Source organism: Methylobacterium sp. WCS2018Hpa-22, from assembly GCF_031843785.1.
Classification (GTDB): Bacteria; Pseudomonadota; Alphaproteobacteria; order Rhizobiales; family Beijerinckiaceae; genus Methylobacterium.
Genome location: NZ_JAVTJA010000002.1, coordinates 353,186 through 376,624, shown reverse-complemented (window position 1 = coordinate 376,624; position 23,439 = coordinate 353,186). Strand labels below are relative to the sequence as shown.

22 protein-coding genes are annotated in these 23,439 nt (G+C 66.5%); 8 read left to right on the top strand and 14 right to left on the bottom strand.

Going from position 1 to position 23,439, the window contains the following annotated elements:
- Positions 1-29: 29 nt before the first annotated feature.
- A complete protein-coding gene (locus RQI43_RS04240) occupies positions 30-1,205 on the bottom strand; it encodes an aminotransferase class V-fold PLP-dependent enzyme (protein ID WP_311274306.1) in 1,176 nt (391 codons plus the stop codon).
- Positions 1,206-1,364: 159 nt separating this feature from the next.
- Here RQI43_RS04240 and RQI43_RS04235 point away from each other — a divergent pair, with 159 nt between their 5' ends.
- Positions 1,365-2,123, top strand: a complete 759-nt coding sequence (locus tag RQI43_RS04235) for a GntR family transcriptional regulator (protein ID WP_156467659.1) — start codon at positions 1,365-1,367, stop codon at positions 2,121-2,123.
- A gap of 7 nt (positions 2,124-2,130) precedes the next feature.
- On the opposite strand, the gene RQI43_RS04230 is transcribed toward RQI43_RS04235, so the two are convergent.
- Positions 2,131-3,177: a threonine aldolase family protein gene (locus RQI43_RS04230; protein ID WP_311274305.1), complete on the bottom strand. Its 1,047-nt coding sequence runs from the start codon at positions 3,175-3,177 to the stop codon at positions 2,131-2,133.
- A 126-nt stretch (positions 3,178-3,303) separates the two neighbouring features.
- Between RQI43_RS04230 and RQI43_RS04225 the strand changes: the two genes are divergently transcribed.
- From RQI43_RS04225 to RQI43_RS04205, 5 genes are all read left to right on the top strand, one after another.
- Positions 3,304-6,300, top strand: coding sequence for an FAD-binding and (Fe-S)-binding domain-containing protein (locus RQI43_RS04225; RefSeq protein ID WP_311274304.1), 2,997 nt, complete (start codon positions 3,304-3,306; stop codon positions 6,298-6,300).
- A 104-nt stretch (positions 6,301-6,404) separates the two neighbouring features.
- Positions 6,405-6,788 (top strand): nuclear transport factor 2 family protein, encoded by a 384-nt coding sequence (locus RQI43_RS04220; RefSeq protein ID WP_311274303.1) that lies wholly within the window; start codon positions 6,405-6,407, stop codon positions 6,786-6,788.
- Between the two features lie 472 nt (positions 6,789-7,260).
- A complete protein-coding gene (locus RQI43_RS04215; protein ID WP_311274302.1) occupies positions 7,261-8,946 on the top strand; it encodes a methyl-accepting chemotaxis protein in 1,686 nt (561 codons plus the stop codon).
- A 297-nt stretch (positions 8,947-9,243) separates the two neighbouring features.
- The gene (locus RQI43_RS04210; protein ID WP_311274301.1) at positions 9,244-9,660 is read left to right on the top strand and encodes a YeeE/YedE family protein; all 417 of its coding nucleotides are present in this window, start codon (positions 9,244-9,246) and stop codon (positions 9,658-9,660) included.
- The gene (locus RQI43_RS04205; RefSeq protein ID WP_311274300.1) at positions 9,660-10,088 is read left to right on the top strand and encodes a DUF6691 family protein; all 429 of its coding nucleotides are present in this window, start codon (positions 9,660-9,662) and stop codon (positions 10,086-10,088) included. The genes RQI43_RS04210 and RQI43_RS04205 overlap by 1 nt, the downstream gene beginning before the upstream one ends.
- A 75-nt stretch (positions 10,089-10,163) precedes the next feature.
- On the opposite strand, the gene RQI43_RS04200 is transcribed toward RQI43_RS04205, so the two are convergent.
- The 9 genes from RQI43_RS04200 to RQI43_RS04160 all read right to left on the bottom strand — a co-directional run bounded on the left by RQI43_RS04200 (position 10,164) and on the right by RQI43_RS04160 (position 19,455).
- Positions 10,164-12,218: a family 2A encapsulin nanocompartment cargo protein cysteine desulfurase gene (locus tag RQI43_RS04200; protein ID WP_311274299.1), complete on the bottom strand. Its 2,055-nt coding sequence runs from the start codon at positions 12,216-12,218 to the stop codon at positions 10,164-10,166.
- Complete coding sequence (locus RQI43_RS04195; RefSeq protein WP_311274298.1) at positions 12,205-13,596, bottom strand: family 2B encapsulin nanocompartment shell protein; 1,392 nt, start codon at positions 13,594-13,596, stop codon at positions 12,205-12,207. Before RQI43_RS04195 ends, RQI43_RS04200 begins: the two co-directional genes overlap by 14 nt.
- Positions 13,597-13,946: 350 nt before the next feature.
- A complete protein-coding gene (gene cysE, locus RQI43_RS04190) occupies positions 13,947-14,825 on the bottom strand; it encodes a serine O-acetyltransferase (protein ID WP_056423543.1) in 879 nt (292 codons plus the stop codon).
- Positions 14,826-14,882: 57 nt separating this feature from the next.
- On the bottom strand, positions 14,883-15,074 hold the full coding sequence (locus RQI43_RS04185; RefSeq protein WP_056423545.1) for a hypothetical protein: 192 nt from the start codon (positions 15,072-15,074) through the stop codon (positions 14,883-14,885).
- Between the two features lie 494 nt (positions 15,075-15,568).
- Positions 15,569-16,348, bottom strand: coding sequence for a molybdopterin-dependent oxidoreductase (locus RQI43_RS04180; RefSeq protein WP_311274297.1), 780 nt, complete (start codon positions 16,346-16,348; stop codon positions 15,569-15,571).
- Positions 16,345-16,992, bottom strand: coding sequence for a cytochrome b/b6 domain-containing protein (locus RQI43_RS04175; protein WP_311274296.1), 648 nt, complete (start codon positions 16,990-16,992; stop codon positions 16,345-16,347). Before RQI43_RS04175 ends, RQI43_RS04180 begins: the two co-directional genes overlap by 4 nt.
- A 109-nt stretch (positions 16,993-17,101) precedes the next feature.
- Complete coding sequence (locus tag RQI43_RS04170; RefSeq protein ID WP_056423549.1) at positions 17,102-17,701, bottom strand: hypothetical protein; 600 nt, start codon at positions 17,699-17,701, stop codon at positions 17,102-17,104.
- A 121-nt stretch (positions 17,702-17,822) separates the two neighbouring features.
- The gene (locus RQI43_RS04165; protein WP_311274295.1) at positions 17,823-18,443 is read right to left on the bottom strand and encodes a hypothetical protein; all 621 of its coding nucleotides are present in this window, start codon (positions 18,441-18,443) and stop codon (positions 17,823-17,825) included.
- A gap of 151 nt (positions 18,444-18,594) precedes the next feature.
- Positions 18,595-19,455 carry a universal stress protein gene (locus RQI43_RS04160; protein WP_311274294.1) on the bottom strand — a complete coding sequence of 287 codons (861 nt, stop codon included), beginning with the start codon at positions 19,453-19,455 and terminating at the stop codon, positions 18,595-18,597.
- Positions 19,456-19,819: 364 nt separating this feature from the next.
- Between RQI43_RS04160 and RQI43_RS04155 the strand changes: the two genes are divergently transcribed.
- Complete coding sequence (locus RQI43_RS04155) at positions 19,820-20,521, top strand: DUF4142 domain-containing protein (RefSeq protein ID WP_311274349.1); 702 nt, start codon at positions 19,820-19,822, stop codon at positions 20,519-20,521.
- 162 nt (positions 20,522-20,683) lie between these two features.
- Here RQI43_RS04155 and RQI43_RS04150 read toward each other — a convergent pair whose 3' ends face one another.
- The 3 genes from RQI43_RS04150 to RQI43_RS04140 all read right to left on the bottom strand — a co-directional run bounded on the left by RQI43_RS04150 (position 20,684) and on the right by RQI43_RS04140 (position 22,852).
- Positions 20,684-21,355 carry a carbonic anhydrase gene (locus tag RQI43_RS04150; protein ID WP_056423555.1) on the bottom strand — a complete coding sequence of 224 codons (672 nt, stop codon included), beginning with the start codon at positions 21,353-21,355 and terminating at the stop codon, positions 20,684-20,686.
- A 144-nt stretch (positions 21,356-21,499) separates the two neighbouring features.
- Entirely contained in the window at positions 21,500-22,090 is a 591-nt protein-coding gene (locus RQI43_RS04145; protein WP_082469881.1) for an NUDIX hydrolase, read from the bottom strand.
- Positions 22,091-22,099: 9 nt separating this feature from the next.
- On the bottom strand, positions 22,100-22,852 hold the full coding sequence (locus RQI43_RS04140; RefSeq protein WP_311274293.1) for a DUF429 domain-containing protein: 753 nt from the start codon (positions 22,850-22,852) through the stop codon (positions 22,100-22,102).
- A 114-nt stretch (positions 22,853-22,966) separates the two neighbouring features.
- On the opposite strand from RQI43_RS04140, the gene RQI43_RS04135 reads away from it, so the two are divergent.
- Complete coding sequence (locus tag RQI43_RS04135; RefSeq protein WP_056423558.1) at positions 22,967-23,365, top strand: DUF3775 domain-containing protein; 399 nt, start codon at positions 22,967-22,969, stop codon at positions 23,363-23,365.
- Positions 23,366-23,439: the final 74 nt, after the last annotated feature.

Genomic DNA, 23,439 nt, shown 5'->3' with positions numbered 1-23,439 from the left:
CTCCCTACAAGGGGGAGGGGACCTGCTACTCAATCGTCGATACCGGAGCGCAGGGCGTCCATGGCCGCCAGCACGCCGCCGCGCGTGTGCGGGACGCCGCCGGCCTTGAGGCCCATTTCGACGCCCGACAGCGCCGCCATCAGCATCAGGTCGTTGCATTCGCCGAGATGGCCGATGCGGAAGACCTTGCCCGCCACCTTGGCGAGGCCGGTGCCGAGCGAGAGGTCGTACTTCTCCAGGATCAGATTGCGCAGGGCATCCGCGTCATGGCCCTCCGGCATCACCACGGCGGTGAGCACGGGCGAGTATTCGGACGGCTCCTGGCAGAGTACCTCCAGGCCCCACCCCTCCACGGCGGCGCGCGTGGCGGCGGCGAGACGCTGATGGCGGGCGAAAACCTGGGCCAAGCCTTCCTCCATCAACATGGCGATGGCTTCGCGCAGGCCGTAGAGCAGGTTCGTGGCGGGCGTATAAGGGAAGTAACCGCCGGCATTCGGCTTCAGCATGTCCTCCCAATCCCAATAGGAGCGCGGTAGGGTCGCTGTCTTCGCTGCGGCCAGGGCCTTATCCGACACAGCGACGAGGCCGAGGCCCGGCGGCAGCATCAAGCCCTTCTGCGAGCAACTCACAGCGACGTCGACGCCCCATTCGTCATGGGCGTATTCGGCCGAGCCGAGACCCGAGATCGTGTCGACGAGGAAGAGAGCAGGGTGGTTCGCCCGGTCGATGGCTTTGCGGATGTCCGCGATCCGGCTCGTGGCCCCGGTGGAGGTCTCGTTGTGGACCACCATCACCGCCTTGATCGACTTAGTGCGGTCCTCGGCCAGGATCGCCTCGACCTGCGCCGGATCGACCCCGCGGCGCCAGTCGCCGGGGACGAACTCCACTTCGATGCCCCAGCGCGCCGCCATCTGTCGCCATAGGGTGGCGAAATGGCCCGTCTCGAACATCAATACCCGGTCGCCCGCGGAGAGCGTATTGACGATGGCGGATTCCCAAGCGCCTGTGCCGGAACCCGGATAGATGATCACTGGCGAGCGCGTCTGGAAGACGGCCTGGGCGCCTTCCAGCACCGCCTTGCCAAGCCCGGCGAAATCGGGACCGCGATGGTCGATCACGGGCATGTCCATGGCCCGTAGGACGCGCTCGGGTACCGGACTGGGGCCCGGAATATGCAGGAAATGGCGTCCGGTCCGTGTCGTCATCGAGATCTCCGCGATGGCCCGTCGAGGGAAAGCTGTACCCCGGATCGATGCTTCAAGAGGTAACGGGGCGGAAAATTGCATTCATTTTTTGAGAGGGCAAGAACTATTATGCGGACATCCATCCTCGACCTCCGCGCTCTCGGCTGCTAAGTTCGCATTATGGTGCTTGACCCTGTCACAGAGCCGGAGGCCGATGCCGGCCTCGCCGCGATCGACGGAGCGCGTTTCCCCGCGTTCCCATCACTGGTGAAATCTCTTCACGGCGAGCTCCTGGCCCGCCTGCGGGACTACATCGTCGAGGGTAATCTCGCCGCTGGCGCACGGGTGCCGGAGCGCATGCTCTGCGAGCATTTCGGCATCTCGCGTACGCCCTTGCGCGAGGCGCTGAAGGTCCTGGCCTCCGAGGGGTTGATCGAGCTTCTGCCGAACCGGGGCGCACGGGTGCGCCAGCTCGGCGCCGAGGAACTGGTGGACCTGTTCGACGTGATGGGTGGTCTTGAGGCCTTGGCCGGGCGCCTAGCCTGCGAAAAGATCACGCCGGAAGCCTATGCGGAGATCGAGCGTCTCCATCACGAGATGTACAGCAGCTACATGCGGCGCGATCTGCATGGCTATTTTGCCTGCAATCAGGCGATCCACGACCGGATCGTTCAGGCGGCCGATAACGAGCCGTTGCGGACGAGCTACGCCAACTTCGCGGGGCGCCTGCGCCGTGTGCGCTACTCCGCCAATCTGGACGAGAACCGTGACCGCTGGGGCGAGGCGATGCGCGAGCACGAGGAAATTCTCGACGCGTTGCGTCGGCGCGCCGGCAGCGAGCTCAGCGACATTTTGTTCAGGCACCTACGAAATAAGCGCCGCGCGGCGGAAGGGCGGGAGACGGCGCCTCCGCCGGACGATGCCTCCGCCGCGTCGTGATGGCGGTTCAGCGGCGCTCGCCGTGAAATCGCTCGGCTTGGGCCTGGATCACTTCCGCCGCTTCCAGGATTCCGGCCCGATCGACGTCGAGATGGGTGGTCGCGCGGATCTGGTGCTGCCCGATGGCGCGGATGCGGATGCCCTCGGTGAGGCAGGCTTCGGCAAAGGCCGTTGCGGTGATGCCCAGCGGCTCCACCGAGAAGCACAGGATGTTGGACTGGGCCGCATCGGGCGCGATGGCGAGGCCGGGCGCGCCAGCGATACGGGTCTTCAACTCGCCGGCATTGGCATTGTCGAGTTCCAGCTGGTCCACATGGTGATCGAGAGCGTAGAGGCCGGCCGCAGCGAGGATGCCCGACTGACGCATGGCGCCACCGAGCCGGTACTTCCACCGCCACGCCTCGACGATAAAGTGCGACGAGCCGCACAGAACGGCGCCGACCGGGCAACCGAGGCCCTTGCTCAGGTCGATCCAGGCGCTGTCGAAGCCTTTGGCATAATCTCTGGCGGAGATGTCGGTGGCGGCCACCGCGTTGAGCAGGCGCGCCCCGTCGATATGCGCCTTCATGCCCTTGTGATGGGCGAGGTCGCGGATGCGGCGCATGTCGGTGAGCGGCCAGACCGAGCCGCCGGAAAAGCTCGTGGTCTGCTCCACCGAGACCAGGGCCGAGCGCGGCGCCGTGCGGGCGGGCGGGCGGATCGCCGCCTCGAACGCCTTGGGCGTGTAGATGCCGGCCGGGGTCGCCAAGGCCTTCACCGAGACGCCGCCGATGGCCGCCGAACCGGCAGCCTCGGTGTTGTAGATATGGGACTGATCGTCGACCACGATCTCGTCGCCGGGCCGGGTTTGGACCAGGATCGAGACGAGGTTGCACATCGTGCCCGAGGGCATGAACACCCCCGCTTCCATGCCGAGCAGGTCAGCGACGCGCTCGCACAAGGCAAGGGTCGTCGGATCGGAATCGGATTGCTCGTCGCCGACCTCCGCGCGTGCCATGGCGTCGCGCATGCCGGGCGTTGGCCGCGTCTGCGTATCGCTATACAAATCGATCATCTGCCGGCCCTGTTTTGCATGCAATCCGTGCGGGCCATTCTAGCCGGTCGGGACGATCCCGCCACCCTACCGGAACCTGCATCGCTTTGAAGCCGGCCGACGGCACTCCCACGAGGACGATGGATCATGACCGCAACGGCTGAGCCCGCCACCGGCCCGAACCGCGCCCCTTCGCCCGTCGCGGGGCCGGTCAGTCCGCGCGCCGCCAACCGCCAGGGCGCCGGCCTTCCGCGCCGCCTCGCCGAAGCCCTTGCCGGCGAGGCGAAGTTCGATGCCTTCACCCGGGGGCGCTATTCCAACGACGCTTCGATCTACCAGATCATGCCGGCGGGGGTGGTCCTGCCCCGCAGCGCCGCCGACATTGCAGCGACCCTCAAGATCGCGGCCGAGCACGATGTGACGGTGATCCTACGCGGCGGCGGCACCTCCCAGAACGGCCAGCCCATCGGGCGCGGCCTCGTGGTCGATTGCTCGCGCCATTTCAACGGGATCATTGCCTACGACGCGCAAGCCGGAACGATCACCGTCGAGCCCGGCATGGTGCTGGAACGGTTGAACACGCGGGTGAAGGCCGACGGCTGGTTCTTTCCCGTGGAACCCTCTACCGCCACCCGCTGCACCATCGGCGGCATGGCCGGCAACAATTCCTGCGGCGCCCGCTCCCTGCGCTTCGGCAAGATGAGCGATAACGTGCTCGGGATGGAGGCTCTGTTCCATGACGGCGAGCCCTTCGGCTTCGGTCTCACCGGCAACGAGGCGACGGGCGTAACCGGCTCGCGGCGGGCCGGCGAGCTCGTCGCCGCCATGCGGTCCCTGGCCGAATCCGAGCGCGACGAGATCCTGCGCATGTACCCGCGCGTGCAGCGCCGGGTCGGCGGCTACAATCTCGATGCGCTGATCGAGGCGAGGCCGAACCTCGCCCATCTCCTCGTCGGCTCGGAGGGCACGCTGGCGGCCACCACCAGCGTGACGTTGAAGCTGTCGCGCCTGCCGACGCACCGGGTCATGGGCGTCTGCCACTTTCCCTCGTTCCGCTCCGCCATGGAGACGACGAAGGCGATCGTCGATCTCGATCCCGTGGCGGTGGAGCTCGTCGACAACAACGTGCTGGTGCTCGGCGCCGACATCCCGCTGTTCCGGGCGACGCTGGCCGACATCACCCGTGGCACGCCGAATAGTCTGCTCCTGGTGGAATTCGCCGGCGACGACCGGGACGCGCTCCTGGCCGATCTTCGGCGTCTCGACGCGTGCATGGCCGATAACGGCCATGTGGACGCCGTCGTGGAGGTTCCCGAACCGGTGCGCCAGAAATCGGTCTGGGAGGTACGCGAGGCCTGCCTCAACATCATGATGTCGATGAAGGGGGATGCGAAGCCCGTCTCCTTCATCGAGGATTGCGCGGTGCCGCTGGAGCATCTCGCGGATTACACCGACGCGGTGACGGAGGTGTTCACCCGCCACGGCACGCGCGGCACCTGGTACGCCCATGCCTCCGTCGGCTGTCTGCACGTGCGCCCGATCCTCGACATGAAGCAGGGCGGGGACGTCGCCAAGATGCGCGCCATCGCGGAGGCCGCGAGCGAACAGGTCCGCCGCTTCAAGGGCTCCTATTCGGGCGAGCATGGCGACGGCATCTCGCGCTCGGAATACATCGCGCCGATGTTCGGCGAACGCCTGACCCGCGCCTTCGAACAGGTGAAGGACAGGTTCGACCCGGAGAACCGGCTCAACCCCGGCAAGATCGTCCGGCCGCTCAAGATGGACGACCGCTCGCTGATGCGGTTCCAGCCGGGCTATTCCGTGAGCCAGCCGGCGAAGACCGCCCTCGACTGGTCGGAATGGGGTGGCTTCGGCGGCGCCGTCGAGATGTGCAACAACAACGGCACCTGCCGGAAGCTCGCGGGCGGGGCGATGTGCCCGTCCTACCGGGCCACGAAAGACGAGCAGCACCTCACCCGTGGCCGGGCGAACTCCCTGCGGCTGGCGATTTCGGGCCAACTCGGTAAGGACGCCTTTACCAGCCCCGAGATGAAGCGGACCCTGGATCTCTGCGTCTCGTGTAAGGCCTGCCGCCGCGAATGCCCCACCGGCATCGACATGGCGAAGATGAAGGTCGAGTTCCTGCACCATTACCATGCCCGCCACGGCCTACCCCTGAAGGAACGGCTGGTGGCGGCCCTGCCGCTCTATGCCGGCACCGCCGCCTGGCTGGCGCCGCTCCTCAACCTGCGCGATCGCCTTCCCGCATTGGCTAAACTGTCGGAGCGGGTGGCAGGGCTCTCGGCGCGCCGCACCCTGCCGCGCTGGCGCAGGCCCTGGGTCGAGCAGGGCGAGCCGGCGCATCCCGGCGACGTGACCGGGGACTTCCGCGACATCGTCCTGTTCGGCGACACGTTCAACCGCGCCTTCGAGCGGGAGAACCTGGAGGCGGCCGAGCGTGTGCTGATCGCCGCCGGTTACCGTCTGCATCGGGTCTTCCCCAACCGTGGACGCCGCCCCCTCTGCTGCGGCCGCACCTACCTCGCCTCCGGCCAGACCGACCGGGCCCGCGAGGAGGCTCGACGCACGCTCACCACCCTACTGCCCTTCATCCGGGCGGGCGCGCGGATCGTCGGGCTCGAACCTTCCTGCCTGCTGACCTTCCGGGACGAGTTCGCGTCCCTGCTCCCCGGCCCGGAGGCGGGGGAGCTGAGCAAGGCGAGCCTGCTGTTCGAGGAGCTCCTCGCCGTCGATCTCGATGCCGGGCGGATCGCCCTGCCTCTGGCGGACCAGGGCGGCCGCGTCGCCCATCTGCACGGCCATTGCCACCAGAAGGCTTTCGCCGCCATGGGCGCGGTGGAGACGGTGCTGCGCGCGGTGCCGGGACTCGACGTGCGGGTCATCGAGTCGAGCTGCTGCGGCATGGCGGGCGTCTTCGGATACGGCGCCGAGACCATCGACGTGTCGCTCGCCATGGCCGAGCTCTCGCTGTTCCCGGCCCTGCGCAAGGCCGGCCCCGACGATCTCGTCGTGGCCGACGGCACCAGCTGCCGCCACCAGATCCATGACGGTCTCGGGCTCGAAGCGCTCCATGTCGCGCGGGTCCTCGACCGGGCGATGGCGGCGTCGGCCGAACGTCACTGACGGCCGGGCCGGGTGGCTGGTCATGGTCGCGAGGGCGTGATGGATGGTATCGAGAAAGGCGGGCCTCCTTTCTCGATTGGAATCCACCTCGCTCAGGGGACAACATGACCGACCTGGAGCAGAACAAGGCGAATGTGATCGCCTTCTATCGGTTGATGTTCGACGAGTGTCTGCCGCGAGAAGCCATCGAACGTTATGCGGGCGACGACTACATCCAGCACAACCCGCATGTGGCGAATGGCAAGGACGGCTTCATCGCCTATTTCGAGCGCATGGCGCGCGAATGCCCGGGCAAGCGCGTGGAGGTGAAGCGGGCGGTCGCCGAGGGCGATCTGGTCGTGCTGCATTGCCTGCAGCACTGGCCGGGCGACCACGATTATGCGGCCATCGATATCTTCCGGCTCGATGAAGGCGGCAGGATCGTCGAGCACTGGGACGTGCTGCAGATCCTGCCGGATTCTTCCGCCAATCCGAACGGAATGTTCTGAGCGGTCGGATCGCTCACCTCCTCGGCTATGTCCCCGTCCGGCCCCAATCGGCCGCCGACGTGTTGGGACCGCCGACCGAGCTCACCGCGAACTGCGTCGCATCCTCCGGGTCATGGCAACGAGTTCGTCACGAGCGGTCAAGTGCGGCATCCTCGGTGCTGGGCGTTTCGGATGTGCCTATGGGGAGGGGCCGGATTCACCCGATGAATGCTGTCCTGTCCGCTCTTGCCGAAGCAGCCAGCTCCTCGTGGTGAATGGTCTCCTCGCCGGGATCGGCCCCATGAGACGAGGTACTGGGAGATCCAAGGGCCGCCTCCTTGCCATCCGCCACTTCGCAAAGGATACCGACAGACCGCCGGGCAAGGTGAAGGATCGCTTAATATCCAGTCATATTGTTAGCGTCAGGGCCTATAGTAATAAAAGATACATTCTTTTGGGATATCTCATATCAATATCAATTGTAGGTACTGATATGAATCTCGGAAGCTTCAAAATTCTTCACAAGATTTGTGCAGTCATCGCGCTCATTGGTATGATCGTCGGCGGCTGCGTCTGGTATGCGGAAGCGCGCATGACAGCAATCGATGATGCTTACACTTCGTTCATCGTGCGGGAGACTCGTGCGGTTGCCAGTTTGCGGCGAGCCAACCGACACGTCGTCGAACTCAACTACAACGTCTATCGGCTGATCGCCGAGACGGACCCGAAGCAGATGGACGAGGCCTCCGCGAATTTCGACGTTGCTGCGGAAAGGCTCAGAGCCATTTTCAAGCTCCTTCACGAGCAGGCTCCCACATTCACCGCGCGGCTGGCCGAGCAATCGACCATGATCGAAAACTATATCCGACAGACCACAGACGTGCGTGATCTAGCGCGTAAGAACGATCGCGGCAGGGCCTTGGCAGTCGCCCATGACAAGATCGATCCCATCTACTCGCAAATCACCGGCTCCATTGCCAAGCTCTCCGACGATCTCCAGCAGTTCGTGGGCCATGCCGCCGCCGACCTGACCGCGCAGACCAATGCGACACGTCACGCTCTGGTCCTCATCAACGGCCTCGGCCTCGGCCTGGGAATGATCGTCGCGATCCTCGTCGTCATCGTCGGCGTCACCCGGCCGATCGGACGCCTCACCGGCATCATGGGCCGGCTAGCCTTGGGCGATGTCACCACGGAGGTCACCCTCCAGGATCGCCGCGACGAGGTCGGAACGATGGCCGGCACAGTGCAGGTGTTCAAGGACGGCATCATCCAGGCACGCGTCCTGGAAGCCGAGACCGTCCAGGCCCGTCTGGCGGCCGAAGAGCAGCGCAAGCTCGGGATGCTTCAGATGGCGGATTCCTTCGAGGCGGCGATCGGTGGAATCGTCGGGATGGTCTCGTCTTCGGCCACGGAATTGCAGGCGACGGCGCAGACCATGACCTCCACCGCCACCGAGACCGCGAGCCAATCCACCACCGTGGCCGCCGCGGCCGAGGAAGCTGCCACCAACGTCAACACGGTCGCCGCCGCCGCCGAGGAACTCGGCGTCTCGGTCCAGGAGATCGCCCGCCAGGTGAGCGGGTCGGCCGATCTCGCCCAGCGTGCCGTCGTCGAGGCCGATCAGAGCGGGGTCCTCGTCCAGACCCTGAGCCAGGCCGCCGCACGCATCGGCGACGTCGTCGTGCTGATCTCGAACATCGCGAGCCAGACGAACCTGCTGGCGCTCAACGCCACGATCGAGGCGGCCCGCGCCGGAGAGGCCGGACGCGGCTTCGCGGTGGTGGCCACGGAGGTGAAGGAGCTGGCGGGCCAGACCGCGCGGGCGACGCAGGAGATCTCCGAGCAGATCACCCAGATGCAGGGGGCGACCGGGCAGGCGGTCTCGGCGATCGCCACCATCACCACGCGCATTCGCGACATCGACGCCGTGGCCACGACGATCGCCGCGGCGGTGGAGGAGCAGGGAGCCGCGACCCAGGAGATCGTCCGCAACGTGTCCCAGGCCGCGACGGGTACCAGCGAAGTGACGAGCAACATCTCGGGCGTGGCCAGCGCCGCCGAGGAGACCGGGGCCGCGGCCAACCAGGTTCTGACCTCCGCATCGGAACTCTCACATCAATCCGAGCATCTCACCGCCGAGGTCAAGCGGTTCCTCGCGACCGTCCGGGCCGCCTGAGGCCGGCACGACGAGCAGGGACGGTCCGGCGGGTGCGGGGCTCGGCGGACCATGAAACGGGGATTCCGGAGATGAGGCTCCTGTATCTCCAGGCCTGGGGGCGATCGGCAAGCGCGCCCGGGAATACTGTCTTGACAGCGGCGCTCGCCGGCTCGACCTCTCCTTGAGACGGCGAGCCGCCTCTCATCGAGTTTTCAAACCCATGGCAACAGATCCGTCACCGGCCGGCGCCGGTCGTTCCAGGCCGGGATTGCGAGGTTCCCGCCAAATCGCCTCCGGGTGGGCCGGTGGCCTGGCATGAGTACCTTCCTGTCTGCCTTAGCCGGTGGTGCCCTGATCGGGACCTCCGCCGCCCTGCTCCTCATCCTCAACGGTCGCATCGCCGGAATCAGCGGCATTACCGCCGGGGCAATGATGCCGTTGAGCCGGGACACGCCGTGGCGTTGGGCCTTTCTCGCCGGCCTGCTCCTCGGCCCGGTCCTGTATCGCCTCGCCTTCGGTGCATGGCCCGTCGTGCAGCTCGACGCGCCGTGGAGCCTCATCGTCCTCGGCGGTCTCCTCGTCGGCTACGGGACGCGGCTGGGCGGAGGCTGCACCAGCGGCCACGGCGTCTGCGGCCTCGCCCGGCTGTCGCCCCGCTCCATCGCGGCCGTGGCGACCTTCATGGTCCCCGCCGCCGCGACGGTGTTCCTCGTCCGCCACGGAGGATGGTGATGGAAACCCTGCGCGCCTCGGTGGGGCTGCTTGCCGGCCTCCTCTTCGGATTCGGCCTCGCTCTGTCGGGCATGATGGACCCGGCGCGCGTTCTCGGCTTCCTCGACGTGGCCGGTGCCTGGGACCCCAGCCTCGCCTTCGTGCTGGCCGGCGCGGTCGCCGTCTCGGCGCTCGGCTACCTGCTCGTGTCGCGGATGCACAAACCCGTTCTCGCGCAGCGTTTCGAGATTCCCCGCAACCGCCCGATCACGGCGAGCCTCATCGCGGGCGCCGTTCTGTTCGGCATCGGTTGGGGCCTCGTCGGCCTCTGCCCCGGCCCGGCGCTTGCGGGCCTGACGCTGGGCCTGCCGCAGGTCATTGGGTTCGTTGCCGCGATGATTTTGGGGATGGTGCTCCATCGCTTCACCGCTGCGGCATCCGGCAGGTGAGACGCACATGCATTCGGCCCGGTCGGAGAACCGACCGGGCCGAATGATGTCGCATCGCGTTCTCGGATCCCGACGCTATCGGCGCGGCAGGCTGTGGAGCCCCTTCAGGAAGGCGTCGACGTCCGCGCGGGTGTTGTAGAAGGCCAGCGAGGCGCGCACCGACTGGTCGACGCCGAAGCGGCGCAGGGCCGGCAGGGCGCAATGGTGGCCCGAGCGCACGGCGATGCCGCGGGCGTCGAGGTGCTTGGCCACCGCTTCGTTGTCATGCCCGTCGACGACGAAGGACATGACGCTGGCTTTCTGTCGCGCGGTTCCGATCAGGCGCAGGCCCTTCACCTCGGCGAGCCCGGCTTGCGCGTATTCGAGCAGGTCGTGCTCGTAGGCCGCGATGCCGGGAAGGCCGACGCTCTCGAGGTAGTCCAGAGCCGCGCCGAGCCCGACCGCTCCCGCGATGTCCGGCGTGCCCGCCTCGAACTTCTCGGGAACGCCCTTGTAGACCGTCTTCGAGAAGGTGACGTCCTCGATCATGTGGCCGCCGCCCTGCCACGGGGGCATCGCCTCCAGCAGCGCGCGCTTGCCGTAGAGGGCGCCGATGCCCGTCGGCCCGAACACCTTGTGCCCGGAGAAGACGAGGAAGTCGGCGTCCAGCGCCTGCACGTCCAGGGGGATGTGCGGCGATGATTGCGCCGCATCCACCAGCACAGGCACCCCGTAGGCATGCGACAGGGCGATGATCTCACGGACCGGGTTGATGGTGCCCAGAGCGTTGGCCACATGGGTGATCGAGACGATCTTGGTGCGGCCCGACAGGAGGGTCGCGAACTGCTCGAAGATGATCTCGCCGCGATCGTCCACGGGAATCACGCGCAGGGTCGCCCCGGTCGCCTGGGTGAGGAGTTGCCAAGGGACGATGTTGGCGTGATGCTCGATGGTCGAGATGATGATCTCGTCGCCCGGGCCGATATTGGCGCGACCGTAGGAGTTGGCGACGAGGTTGATCGCTTCGGTGGTGCCCCGGAGGAAGATGATCTCGTCCGTCGAGGCGCCGTTGATGAAGCGACGCACCTTCTCGCGCCCGCCCTCGAACAAGTCCGTGGAGCGCGCCGCAAGGGTGTGAGCGGCCCGGTGAATGTTCGAGTTGTGGCGGGCGTAGAACTCGGACGTCGCGTCGATGACGCTTTGCGGCTTGTGGGTGGTGGCCGCATTGTCGAGCCAGACCAGCGGATGCCCGTTGATGCTCTGGTGCAGGGCCGGGAAGTCCTTGCGCACCCGCTCCACGTCGAAGGGGGCCGCCACCGGGCTGGAGCCCTGCGACGAGACATGGGGCGCATGGCCGGGGCGAGGCTCTTGGTGATGCGACGGGGCAGGCGCGGCGTTGCCCGTCCGGCTGCGGTCGGTCAGGAAGTAGTACTCGCCCGACGAGAACGGCTCGTCGGCAATCTCCACCTTCCGGCCTGCATTCGGAGAAGTCCGGCCGGCGCGGGAGACTGTCTCCTGCGAGGCGTCCTGATGCGAGGCGTTCCGGCCCCGATGACCGGGCGCTTCCGGCACCAGGGACGGCGCGAACCCATGCGCGAAGGCATTGGCGCGCGGATGGTCTTTGGCGATCGTGGCGTGGAGATCGTGGCCGCCTGGGAGGAAGGCGGCGACATCGGCGACGCTCGGCACGAAGAACTCGGGCAGGCCCCCACGGGGAGCCTGCGCCTCGGGATGGACCGAGGGAAACGCCGAGGGCGGCGCGAAGCCCGGACCGGTGAGGCCGGGGAGGCCGACCGGAGGGGCTCCGAACGAGCGGGCGGCCAGCGCCGAGGCGTCGGGCTGGAGGCCCGACGGCGCGGAGCCCGAGGGGATCGACGGCGTGCCGAGATCCGCTTTGGGGGCGAAGGCCTGGGGGGCGATCGGGTGGCCGAAGCCCTGGGGCGCATTCTCCAGGGCCTGCGGCAGCTGTGGGGTGGCCTGCGGCGCTTGCGGCGTCTGCGGCAGGGCGGGGGTCAGGGGCGCGGACGCCGCCTGACCCTGACCGTAGATCTCGCGGGCGAGGCGCCCGACGAGATCCGCATGCGCCGTGTCACCGAACACCCCCGTAGGGAGACTGCCCGTGGGGAGACCCGGCGCGTTAGGCGTAGTCATGGTAGTTGCCCAGCAGCACGTTATCGAGGCGTGCGATGGCGTCTTCCACCAGCACCGCAGCCGAGAAGTAGCGGGTCACGAGGTGCGAGGCGATGGAATGGTCGTTGGTGCCCATGTAGCGCACCGACAGGCCGGTCTCGATCTCGCCGGTGACGCCGGATTTCTGCAGGCCGACCACGCCCTGTTCGCCTTCGCCGACGCGGAGCAGCAGGATCGAGGTGGTCTGGGCGCCGGACACCGGGTCGATGTCGATGGGGAGCTTGTCGCTCGGCACGATCGGAACGCCGCGCCAGGTGAGGAAGGGCGAGCCGAACAGGTGGATCACCACCGGGGGCACGCCGCGGCGGGTGGCTTCACGACCGAAGGCTGCGATGGCGCGGGGATGGGCCACGAAGAAGGCGGGCTTCTTCCAGACCAGGGTCAGCAACTCGTCGAGATCGTCCGGGGTGGGCGGGCCGCCACGGGTGGGGATGCGCTGGCGCTGGCTGACTTCGTGGAGGAGGCCGAACTCGGAATTGTTGAACAACTCCCACTCTTCCCGCTCCTTCACGGCATCGACCGTGAGGCGGATTTGCTCGCGCAGCTGGTCGATCTCGTTGGAATAGAGATCGGTGACGCGGGTGTGGGTGTGGAGGATCGTCTGGATCGTGGAGAGGTGGTACTCGCGCGGGTTCACTTCGTAATCCACGAAGGTCGTGGGCAGGCGCGGCTCGCCGGTATGGACCGCTAGAAGCTCGATGCCCTGCTCGCCCTCGCTGTTGGTGTGCCCCTTGAGGCGGTCACGCTCTTCCACGTATTGGGCGATGCGCGAGCGGATGCCCTCATCCTCGATGGCGGAGCGGTCGAGGGTGAGGAGCGTCACCGCCGAGAGCGCCTTCACGGCGGGGGCGGGGGCGTTCTCGCTCACAAGGTCGCTGTCGCCGAAATAGTCGCCACCGGTGGCGAGGCCCTGGCGCAGGCGGTTCTTGAACGGGCCCGACAGGGTCAGTTCGACGGTGCCCTCGGCCACGACGGTGAGGCTGCGGCCGGTGGAGCCCTCCTCAGCGATGATCTCGCCCGCCTTGTGCTGGGAGACGGTGAACTTGGAGGCCAGCGCCGACAATTCGTTGTCGCCGAGACGGCTGAACAGCGGGACGCTGCGCAGAGAGGCCGGGCGGACGGTGCGGGTGCCGCCGTCAGTGGCGAGCTCGATGCGGCCGGGCTTGGCCAGCACCACCGCGCGGCGGTTGACCCGGTAGACGCCGCCGGCGACGTCGACGAAGGGCAGCAGGCGATGGAACCAGCGTGGCGTATTGGCCGCGTTCTGAACCGAAGTGACGGTCGCCGTCGCGAGATTGCGTGCCGCCGAGGCGCTCACGCTCAGACCGGGTCCACTCATCGGGGTTTATCTCCGTATTCCGGCAGGAGGCAGCGATCAGCCGCGACGCGGCAAGACCGCATCGGAACCGCACCAGTCGCGCGTCCGCCTTCGCCATTGAATGATCTTGGGCTGATCTTGCCCATAATCCACTGCATCAGACAAAGCGTCGCTGCAGGGATGGGCTGTGTCTAACTCTTGTTACAGAAACGGGTCAACGGAATTAATTTCTATATTTTTTGGATATCTTAGATCAGATATTCTATTCGCTGACTTATATGATAATGCTGATCTATCATTCGCCAAATCGAGAGATTTTTAATCCACCCCGAGGGGGTTCGGCGAAAACCAAGAGCTGAAAAATCGTTTCGCTAGATCCCGTCGCCGAAGAACTGATCCATGCTTTGTGCGGGATCTTCGGCCGTGACGATCCGTGAGACGACGCGGGCCGGCACGCCCGCCACAGTGGTGTGGGCGGGAACGTCGTGCAGCACCACAGCGGCGGCGGCGACCTTCGCGCCTTCGCCGACGCGGATGTTGCCCAGCACCTTGGCTCCGACGCTGAGCAGAACCCCGCGTTCGATCTTGGGGTGCCGGTCGCCGCTTTCCTTGCCGTTGCCCCCGAGGGTGACCGATTGCAGGATCGAGACGTCATCGGCGATCACCGTGGTCTCGCCGATGACGACCCCGGTGGCGTGGTCGATGAACACCCCCGAGCCGATTCGCGCGGCCGGGTGGATATCGGCTCCGAACACCTCGGAGATTCGGCTCTGGATATGCAGCGCGAGGGTGACGCGGCCCTGGTGCCAGAGCCAATGGGCGACGCGGTAGCCCTCCAGGGCGGCAAGGCCCTTGTAGAACAGAAAGGGGTCGAGGTAGCGTCGGCAGGTGGGGTCGCGCTCGCGGATGGCGACGAGGTCGCGCACCGCATGGTCGCCCGCGTAAGGATCGGCCTGGAAAGCCGAGAGGCAGAGGTCGCGGGTGGAAAGGCGGGCGAGATCACCGTCGCCGAGGCGGTGGGCGAGCCTGTAGGCGAAGGCGTGGATCAGGCTCGGCTGGTCGAGGACCGTGGCCTGGATGATCCCGGCATAGAGCGGCTCCTCGATCAGCGCGGCCTCGGCCTCGGCGCGCATGGCGTTCCAGACGTCGGATTCGGCCGTGGTCCGGCTCACGTTGCGCAGAGGCGGGCGCAGGATGTTGCTGTTCGGATGATCGCCGGAACGGCGCGAGGCTTGAGCACCGGCAGTCATATGTCTCGCGTCCTGGGCGGGCTCGGACGAGCCCTGTCATGATCGAAGAGTTAGAGATCAGCCGACGCGCTGGAACAGCGTCGCGATGTAGCCCACGAGCAGGCCGTGGCCTTCGAAGTGGACGTCCACGGCCTGTGCGCCACCGGCCGCGGGAAAGACATCCACAATGCGTCCGGTGGCATGGCGCCAGATTCCGAGTGCTTCGGCGACATCGAGCCTCGCAAACACGACCTGATCTCCGAGAACCATCACTCGCTCCTACGGGCGTCGTCTTCTATGTGGGAGGACCGTCATCCGGCCGGCCTCGGCCTCGAGGGGGCGGCGGCAGGGACGGGATCTGGATTTATGGACCGCTAACAGCGTCCGCGACGCTGCCGTAGTTTCGCTCCGCTCGGCGCCCGCCTTGCAGACCGCTCTGCAGCGGCGGCGACGTTCATCGCTGCCGGACAGGCGTTGATATCGGCGGGGGGCGACTCGAAGTGGCTCGGCACGGATATCCCATCGAAGCTCAGCGCCCGGACACGATAGTCCTGGCAAGCATTTCGCGGAGAAACGACGTTCTCTACGGCTGGGATGTAGTGTGCCTATTCTCACCCTCCCGGGTCAACGAGAGGGATTTTCAAAGTCCAGGTGCTTCTGGAAAGATCCTCCCCCATCTTCATCAAGCTGGAGCAGGCTTGTGCTTTTAGAGCCCGAGACGATGTCTGGACTAACCGTCGGCCCCAGTGCGCCGGGCCCCGGGGTCAGATGCCGCTGAACCAATTGTAGCCCTGATCCTCCCAATAGCCGCCGGGATCATCATTGGTCGCGAAGACCGATACGATGTGTTTGGGGCTCTTGAAGCCGAGCTTCGTCGGCACGCGCACGCGGAGGGGATAGCCATATTCGAGGGGCAGCGGCACACCGCCGAAATCCAGTGCCAGGACGGTCTGCGGGTGGAGGGCGCTCGGCATGTCGAGGCTGCCGTAATAGCGGTCGGCACATTTGAAGCCGACATACTTCGCGGTGAGGTCGGCACCGATCCGTTCGAGAAAAGACCTCAACGGTACGCCGCTCCACTGGCCGATCTGGCTCCAGCCCTCGATGCAGATATGCCGGGTGATCTGGCTCTCCTGCGGCAGGGCGCGCAGCCTTTGTAGAGTCCAGGGTGTCTTGTCGGCCACGAGGCCGCCGACATCGAGCTTCCACGTCGCCTCGTCGATCTCGGGTATATTGTCGGGTGGGTAGTAGGCGTTGAAGCGGAACGGCGTGTCGATCATGCTCGCCGGATAGGTCGGTGCGAGGGTGTTCGGATCGAACAGCCAGGCCTGGACCCGGTCGTTGGCCCGCGACATCGCCCAGAGCGCCCGATCGATCACCGTGCCGTTGGCGCCGGTGGAGAGGTCGCAGCCCGAGAGCAGCGACAGGGCACCGAGCGACAGGCCGGAGCGTAGGAACAGGCGGCGCTCCAGCTTCACCAGTTCCGGCTGGATCTCGAGGCGGAGCCCGCTCAGGCGTTTCGCCTCGTTCTCATCACGGCTCATGAGCGTGCCTCCACCGGATCGACGGGGATACGGGCGCGGCCGGTGATCATTGCCACGAGGGTCCGCGGCACCAGGATCACCAGTGTGAGATGGAGCAGGATGAAGCCGACGAGGCCGGACATGGCGAGGAAATGGACGCGCCGTGCCGCTTCATAGCCGCCGAAGAGATTGGCCAGCCCCTGCAGTTGAACCGGCTTCCACAACGCGAGCCCCGAGGCGAGGAGCAGGATGCCGAGGAGGAACGCCACCAGATAGGCGAGCCTTTGCACTGCGTTGTACTGGCCGATCCGGTGGGGCAGGCGCAGCTTGAGGGCGGCCGTGGCGTCGCGCCAGAACGCCGCCGGGCTCACCGGCAGGAACGAACGCGCGAAGTGACGGAAGAGCAGGCCGTAGAGTGCGTAGATGAGGCCGTTCAGGGCGAACAGCCACATGGCGGCGAAGTGCCAGGCGAGCGCCCCGCCGAGCCATCCGCCGAGCGTCGCCCATTTCGGGAATACGAAGGGGAAGAGCGGAGAGGCATTATAGATCGCCCACCCGCTGAACAGCATACAGAACACCGCGATCGCGTTGATCCAATGTGTCACGCGCACAAGGAGGGGGTGGATCACCACAACGCGCGGGTGGCCGGCGGCAGACGGTGACATCGCGTGTTCGACCTTTGACATGCATCTCGAACGGCGTTTCGCGTACCCCGCCCACTCCCATTTGCTCCGCCGGTACCCTCCCCCATAGAGAGGGGAGGGCACAACGCCGTCACATCGATGGAACGGTCCCGTTGCGGCCGACGATCAGGATCACGGCGGAAGGCTTTCCATCGGCGCCCTTCTTGGTGAAGGCGACGACCTTCGCGCCGTCGACGACGATGGATTTGTCGCCCGGATCGACCTGGGTCACCGGCACGTCTTCCGGTACGGTCACCTTCTTCTCCCCGCCCTGATACTTGACCAGCAGGCTACGACCCTCGGTGCCGGAGATCGTTCCGATGGCGCCGTTGGTCATGGTGGAGTTGGAGCCGAGATCCCACGGATAATGGCCGTCGGCCGTGCCGCGCAGGGACGAGGCGAAGACGGTGACCTGCAGTGCCTTCTGCGTTCCATCCGGCTGCGGGATCGCCGCCGTGCCGATGTAACTGTCGGGCTTGATGTCGGAGAGCCTGCCGGTGGAAGCCGCCAGCACCTTCACATCCGGCGCCATGCTCACCGTCAGCGACTCCCCGACGCGCGGCTTGATGGTGACGACCGCCCCGTCGACCTTCTCGATGGTCCCGCGATAGCGCGTGATGTCATCGGCCCGCGCGGCGGTGGCCGTCATGGCGAGCGTCAAGGTGAGCGTCGTCAGAAAGGACTTGAGCATGGCGTGCCCTCAAGGCGTGGGAGTTCGGCGTCGTAGTACCCGAGGCAGGCGGCAGGAATCACACCTCGGTGCCGGGGCTGCGCCGATGCCCCGGACGATCAAAGTCGCGCTGAGGCGCGGGTCACATCGGCGGGACGGTACCGTTCTCGCCGACGATCAACCGGTCGGCCACGACCGCGCCGGTTGCATCCGCCTTGGTGATCGCCACCACGCGGGCGCCGACCTTGATGGCGGACTTGTCCGACGGGTTCAGGGCGACGATCGGCACGTCCTCGGGGACAGTGATGGTCTTCTCGCCGCCCTTATAGGTCACGGTGATCGTGCGGCCGGCAGTGCCCGTGAGCGCGCCCACTGCGCCGTTCGTCATCGTGTTTTCCTTCTCGAGATCCCACGGATAATGACCGTCGCCGGTCCCGCGCATGCTCGGAGCGAAGACGGCGACTTCGAGGGCCTTGAGGGTACCGTCGGCCTGAGGCGTCGCGGCGGTGCCGATATAGCTGTCGGGCTTGATGTCGCCGATCTCGGCCTTGCTGGCTGCCGCTACCTTCATCGCATCGGCGAACTTGACCGATACGGATTGTCCGATCCGGGGCTTGATCGTCACGTGGTCGCCCTCGACGGCCTCGATCGTGCCCCGGACGCGAACCACCGCGGGATCGGCGAGGACGGAGGAAGTCGTTGCCGGCAGGCCCGAGAGGAGGCCGAGGCACAGCGTGCCGACCGTGATGATCCGTCGTGTCATGAAATGCCTCGCGGTGGAGCCGTCCCGGTTCTCGGAACCGGGCCGAACGCTTCCCCCATTGCGGCGGAAAGCGCTTCGACAACGCGCAGGGTGGCATCGGGTTCGTATGCGCACAAATCAATTGCGCGCTATCAGGGAGCGACCGATGCTGTCAGTGCGCCATCAGCATCGGCATGGTGGCATGGGCGAGGACATGGCTGGTTGCCCCCCCGAAGATCATCTGGCGCAGGCGGCTCTGCGTGTAGGCGCCCTTGATCAGAAGATCGCAGCCGAAATCCCGAGCCTCATTGAGGAAGATGTCTCCGGGTGTGCGCCGACCCTCGGAGAAGGCCTTGTGGTCTGCGAAGATTCCCTCGCAGGCGAGCGCCTTGGCCAGATCCTCCGCGCTCGGGCCCGGTACCATGCCGCCCTCCGCGCTGATGATGCGGATGCGGGACGCTTTCCGCAGGAATGGCATGGCGAAGGCCACAGCCCGGGCGGTCTCGCTCGACCCGTTCCAGGCGATGAGGATCGCGTCGCCGACACTCGTCGGAGGAGTTGGCGGCGCCAGCAGGATCGGCCGGCCGCTCTCGAACAACGCCGTTTCGAACGTCGTCATGCGCGGCGCGCCATCGCCCGTGCCCGGGCGCCCGACCACGGTGGCGGTGAACAGACGGGCGTGATGGCCGAGGAATGCATCGCCCGCCGGTACGTCCGGCCGCCAGCGATAGCGTGTTCCGGCGCTGGCCACGAATTCCGGGGTGCACGGACCCTCGGTAGCGACGGGAATACCGGCGTCGACGAGGAAATCGACGAAGCGCTTCCCGGCGGCCTCGGCCTCGGCCTTGTCGGCTTCTTCGTCGCGCAGCCATGTCATGCCGCCGACCATGTCCACCGGCACATATTCGGCGAGCGCCGGCCGCAGGGAAATTCCCTCGATCAAGCTGCCGAATCGACGTCCGACCAGAAGCGTCGTGGCGAATACCGAGGGCAGGGCGTCATGGAGCGCCACCGGAACGAGCAGGGTCTTCATCGCCGGGAGCCTCCATCCACATCAACGTCGTCGGGGCGGCAGGCTAAAGCGGTTTCGCGTTCGGGAAAACTCCGCCTCCCCGTGAACCCCCGCTTTTTCTGCGGCGTAGGGGAAGATGGCGCGCCGTGGGGGGCTCATCGTAGGTGCCGGGTGTATCGATAAAGCTTGGCTATAAGACGGTGTGCATCTTGGGTCTATGATGACGAACGTCAGTAGAATGCCCGCATGCAGAACGACATTTGTTTGGAACCCAACGGTTGACGTATCGTTGTCCGCCAAACGTGGCGTTGTTGGTCATGCCGATCTGCATAACTGCGATCCTGACCGCCGCCCAGACGTTTTCAGATCCTATCCAGAGGTTCTCATCATGAACAAGTACGTTGCGTTCTCCGCTATTGCCGTCGCCATGGCGACCCCCGCCGCCGCACAGACCATGTCCGGTGATTTCCGCCTGCAGGCGATGCAGGCCAATGCGTTCGAGGTTCAGTCCAGCCAGCTCGCGCTGTCGAAGAGCCGCAACCCTCAGGTGATCCGTTTCGCCCGTGACGCCGTGCGCGACCACCGCGCCGCCAACGTGGCCCTGGCCGGCGGCGAACGCACCTTTGCCGGTAACGGCGGCCCCAGTGGTCTGATCGGCGCCCCGCTGGCGATTGCCGGCGGTGCAGTCGGCGCGGCCACGGGCGCTGCCACCGGCGTCGTCGCCGGTACGCTGAGCGGTGGCCCGGTCGGTGCCGTCGAGGGAATCGGTAGCGGCGCGAGCCGTGGCGCCGCCGCCGGTAGCCAGGCTTTCAACGGCGACGTTGACACCACCGCCGGCACCACCATGGTCCCGGTCAGCCCCGAGCAGCAGGCCATGCTCGCGGAACTCGCCGCTGCCCCGGCCGGCCCGCGCTTCGACCGCCTCTACGGCCAGATCCAGGTAAAGTCGCACGAGATGTCGATCGGCATGTACCAGTCCTATGCCCAGACCGGCACGAACCCTGCGCTTCGCGCCCATGCCGAGCAGGCGCTTCCGGTGCTGCAGCAGCATTACCAGATGGCGCAGCGTCTTCCCGGCGCTCGCTGAAGTCTCGGGACCCGTCGCCGTCCTTCGGAGCGGCGGCGCTATCCTTTGCAACGAGAAACGCCGGGCTGGCGAGGCCCGGCGTTTCTTCGTGAATCGACTTGGCTGACCGACTTGGCTGAAACGACCGCCCCCGTATCCATTCAGATACGGGGGCGAATCTGCTCAGACTTCGCTGCTATGCATCAGGGAGGCGGGCGTCATCGGCTTCCCCCCACCATCGACGGCGGGCTCGAAATCCCCCGTCTCGGGATTGCGCAGGCGAAGCTCGCCATGAGCGATGCCGAAATGCGCGCCATGGAGCGCCAGGCGGCCGTCGGCGACGCGCTCGCGGACGAAGGGGAACGTCAGCAGATTCTCGAGGCTCTGAGCCACGGTCGCGTATTCGAGGCGGGTCAGGTGATCCGGCCCCTTCTGAACCTTGAGCTTCTCCTCGGCTCCCTTCACCAGGGATACCCATTTGCCGATGAAGTCGCTCGTGGATAGCGGGCCCGGCGGGTTGGCATAGGCCTTGATGCCGCCGCAGGTGGCGTGGCCCAGCACGACGATGTGCTTCACTTCCAGAGCCTGTACGGCGAATTCGATGGCCGCCGATGTGCCATGATACTCGCCGCCCTCCTCGAAGGGGGGAACGAGGTTCGCCACGTTGCGGATGATGAAGAGTTCGCCCGGTCCGGTATCGAAGATGACTTCCGGCGAAACGCGGCTGTCACAGCAGCCGATCAGCAGGACTTCCGGATTCTGGCCTTTGGCCAGTGCGGCGTAGCGTTTGGCCTCGTCCGACAAGCGTCCATCGAGGAACGACCGGTATCCTGTGGTCAGCTTTTCTGGAAACATGCGTTTGCCTTCCTTGAGCGTTGTTGTTGAGGGCAGCCGTAGCGGCCCGGTTATCGACACGTAGCTTTGGCAGCCACGGCCCGTGCCATACTTGGTTCCGACGCCTGGCCTAGCCCAGCTTCCGGTGGATGGCCCGGTGCGGGTTCACACCTTATGCCAAGCCAGCATGACAGGTGGATCGGGCCGCTCACCGTTCGCGATGCGTCTGGCGATGCGAGCGAGGCCCGCCGGCTCGATCCGTTCGCCGGTGGCGTCCAACTCGTCGAGCGTCCACCAGCGCGTACCGAGGACCGTGCTGTCCTCGGTTTCGGCGAGGCGTGTGGTATCCACTTCGTCATTCGGCAAACGCACCACGAAATAGCGTTCGCGGGCATCGCGCAGCAGCGGGAACAGCAAGAACGGCCCATTGCAGGCGGCAACCTGTGGGCCGATCTCGGCATCGAAAACCCCGATTTCCTCGCCCAGTTCCCGGAGGCAGGCTTCCGCGTGGCTTTCGCCGGGTTCCAAACCCCCACCCGGCATGAACCAGAAGGTTCTATCCTCCGGCTTCGAGGGATCGATCGGCCGTTGCGCCTCGTACGCGATCAGGAGCAGCCGGTCCTGCGGGTCGAAGACCAGGGCACGTGCTGCGTCGCGAAGGGGAGCGGCAAGAATTTCCTCCCTGCGAAACCCATGAATGAGAGTCTCTTCGTTTGAAGAGCGTCCGGGCACTTCGGTCGTCGGAAGGTGAATCATGGTCAAGGTTTAACAGGGAATCGGACCATGACCAGCGGGAGCCCAGATCACCACGGGCAGACCGTGCCGGTCGCGTCCCGGCGGATCGGGCAGGGGGATGGCGCGTCGCAGAAAGATGTCGCGGGCCACCACCAAAGCGGCGAGAGCGTCGAGGTGGTCGTCGGCCCCTACGCCCCGTGGTCGCGCCGCATCCACCAGCGGGGCGGGAAGGCCGGCGTTTCGCAGAAGCGCGCGGCGTTCCGCCAGCCCCCCTTGCCGCTCTGGTCCCTTCTTGGCGGATGTGAGGGGCCGGTCACCGTTGAGGCGGCGAAACGCCACCTCCGGGTGAACCTCGTGGATCACGCGGCGGGCTTCAGGTCGCGAGAGAAGGAGGTCATCGACTTCGCGGATGTAGCGGGTGATGTTCCAGCATTGAATGGAGGGCGCGAAGGGCGGTGTGCTGGCGGCGCGGGAGAGAGCCTTGGCCTCCTCGTAGTCGCCGGCATGAACCGCCGCGCGCGGCGGTACCGGGAAGACGCTCGATCTCCCGCCCGCGAGATAGGCCCTGGCCGCGCTGTCGGCCACGCGACCCCTACCTTCAATATGGTCGGGCAAGCCGATCGGGACGTCGATCCCAATGCAGACCGGCGCCTCCGGACCGTCGAGGAGATCGGCGACGCGGGTGAACCGCATCGCGCGGTAGCGGCCGGGATCATCCAGATCGAGGAGGACGCCCGCCCAGGCGCCTCGGCAGCCATCGAGCCCGGCGATCCAGCGCGTCACGCGAACCGTGGCGGCTCTGGCGGGTTGACGCTGCTCAAGGACGGCGCCCCACAAGGGCCGTCGCGTCCGGCCAGGAAACGCCGCCGCCGGCGGTGCGCATCACAGGATCGTCTCATGGATATCGCCGTCGACAAGGTCACCGAGATCATTCTCCGGGTCAGGGCGCTGGACGTGAAGGAAGGACCGACCGATCCCGATTCGGGGTCCAACCCGATCGATGACGGCGCCACCGACGTCCTCACGTCGAGCGCCGACGATGCCACGGAATCGGAGATCCGCTCCATGATCAACGGCCTCAACGACGACGAGCGGGCCAACCTCCTGGCTCTTCTCTATGTCGGGCGTGGCGACATGGAAGCCGAGGAATGGGGGGAGGCGGTCCGCTTCGCCCGCGAACGCGAAGCCGTCGGCGAAGGCGCCCTGCGCGAGATCATGGGCTCGCCCGATGCCGGTGACCTCCTCGACGAAGGCCTCGCTGCCCTCGGCATCAGCCAGGACATCCCCGACGCGTAGGGCGTCCCCGGCCGCCGCACTCTGCCACGGCTCAGCCGGGTAGTGTGCGGCGCGCAGTCGGTGCGGACCCTCGT

Bases quoted from the DNA above. Each gene is read 5' to 3' on its own strand.
- RQI43_RS04240 (WP_311274306.1), bottom strand. From the start codon at position 1,205: ATGACGACACGGACCGGACGCCATTTCCTGCATATTCCGGGCCCCAGT.
- RQI43_RS04235 (WP_156467659.1), top strand. From the start codon at position 1,365: ATGGTGCTTGACCCTGTCACAGAGCCGGAGGCCGATGCCGGCCTCGCC.
- RQI43_RS04230 (WP_311274305.1), bottom strand. From the start codon at position 3,177: ATGATCGATTTGTATAGCGATACGCAGACGCGGCCAACGCCCGGCATG.
- RQI43_RS04225 (WP_311274304.1), top strand. From the start codon at position 3,304: ATGACCGCAACGGCTGAGCCCGCCACCGGCCCGAACCGCGCCCCTTCG.
- RQI43_RS04220 (WP_311274303.1), top strand. From the start codon at position 6,405: ATGACCGACCTGGAGCAGAACAAGGCGAATGTGATCGCCTTCTATCGG.
- RQI43_RS04215 (WP_311274302.1), top strand. From the start codon at position 7,261: ATGAATCTCGGAAGCTTCAAAATTCTTCACAAGATTTGTGCAGTCATC.
- RQI43_RS04210 (WP_311274301.1), top strand. From the start codon at position 9,244: ATGAGTACCTTCCTGTCTGCCTTAGCCGGTGGTGCCCTGATCGGGACC.
- RQI43_RS04205 (WP_311274300.1), top strand. From the start codon at position 9,660: ATGGAAACCCTGCGCGCCTCGGTGGGGCTGCTTGCCGGCCTCCTCTTC.
- RQI43_RS04200 (WP_311274299.1), bottom strand. From the start codon at position 12,218: ATGACTACGCCTAACGCGCCGGGTCTCCCCACGGGCAGTCTCCCTACG.
- RQI43_RS04195 (WP_311274298.1), bottom strand. From the start codon at position 13,596: ATGAGTGGACCCGGTCTGAGCGTGAGCGCCTCGGCGGCACGCAATCTC.
- cysE (WP_056423543.1), bottom strand. From the start codon at position 14,825: ATGACTGCCGGTGCTCAAGCCTCGCGCCGTTCCGGCGATCATCCGAAC.
- RQI43_RS04185 (WP_056423545.1), bottom strand. From the start codon at position 15,074: ATGGTTCTCGGAGATCAGGTCGTGTTTGCGAGGCTCGATGTCGCCGAA.
- RQI43_RS04180 (WP_311274297.1), bottom strand. From the start codon at position 16,348: ATGAGCCGTGATGAGAACGAGGCGAAACGCCTGAGCGGGCTCCGCCTC.
- RQI43_RS04175 (WP_311274296.1), bottom strand. From the start codon at position 16,992: ATGTCACCGTCTGCCGCCGGCCACCCGCGCGTTGTGGTGATCCACCCC.
- RQI43_RS04170 (WP_056423549.1), bottom strand. From the start codon at position 17,701: ATGCTCAAGTCCTTTCTGACGACGCTCACCTTGACGCTCGCCATGACG.
- RQI43_RS04165 (WP_311274295.1), bottom strand. From the start codon at position 18,443: ATGACACGACGGATCATCACGGTCGGCACGCTGTGCCTCGGCCTCCTC.
- RQI43_RS04160 (WP_311274294.1), bottom strand. From the start codon at position 19,455: ATGAAGACCCTGCTCGTTCCGGTGGCGCTCCATGACGCCCTGCCCTCG.
- RQI43_RS04150 (WP_056423555.1), bottom strand. From the start codon at position 21,355: ATGTTTCCAGAAAAGCTGACCACAGGATACCGGTCGTTCCTCGATGGA.
- RQI43_RS04145 (WP_082469881.1), bottom strand. From the start codon at position 22,090: ATGATTCACCTTCCGACGACCGAAGTGCCCGGACGCTCTTCAAACGAA.
- RQI43_RS04135 (WP_056423558.1), top strand. From the start codon at position 22,967: ATGGATATCGCCGTCGACAAGGTCACCGAGATCATTCTCCGGGTCAGG.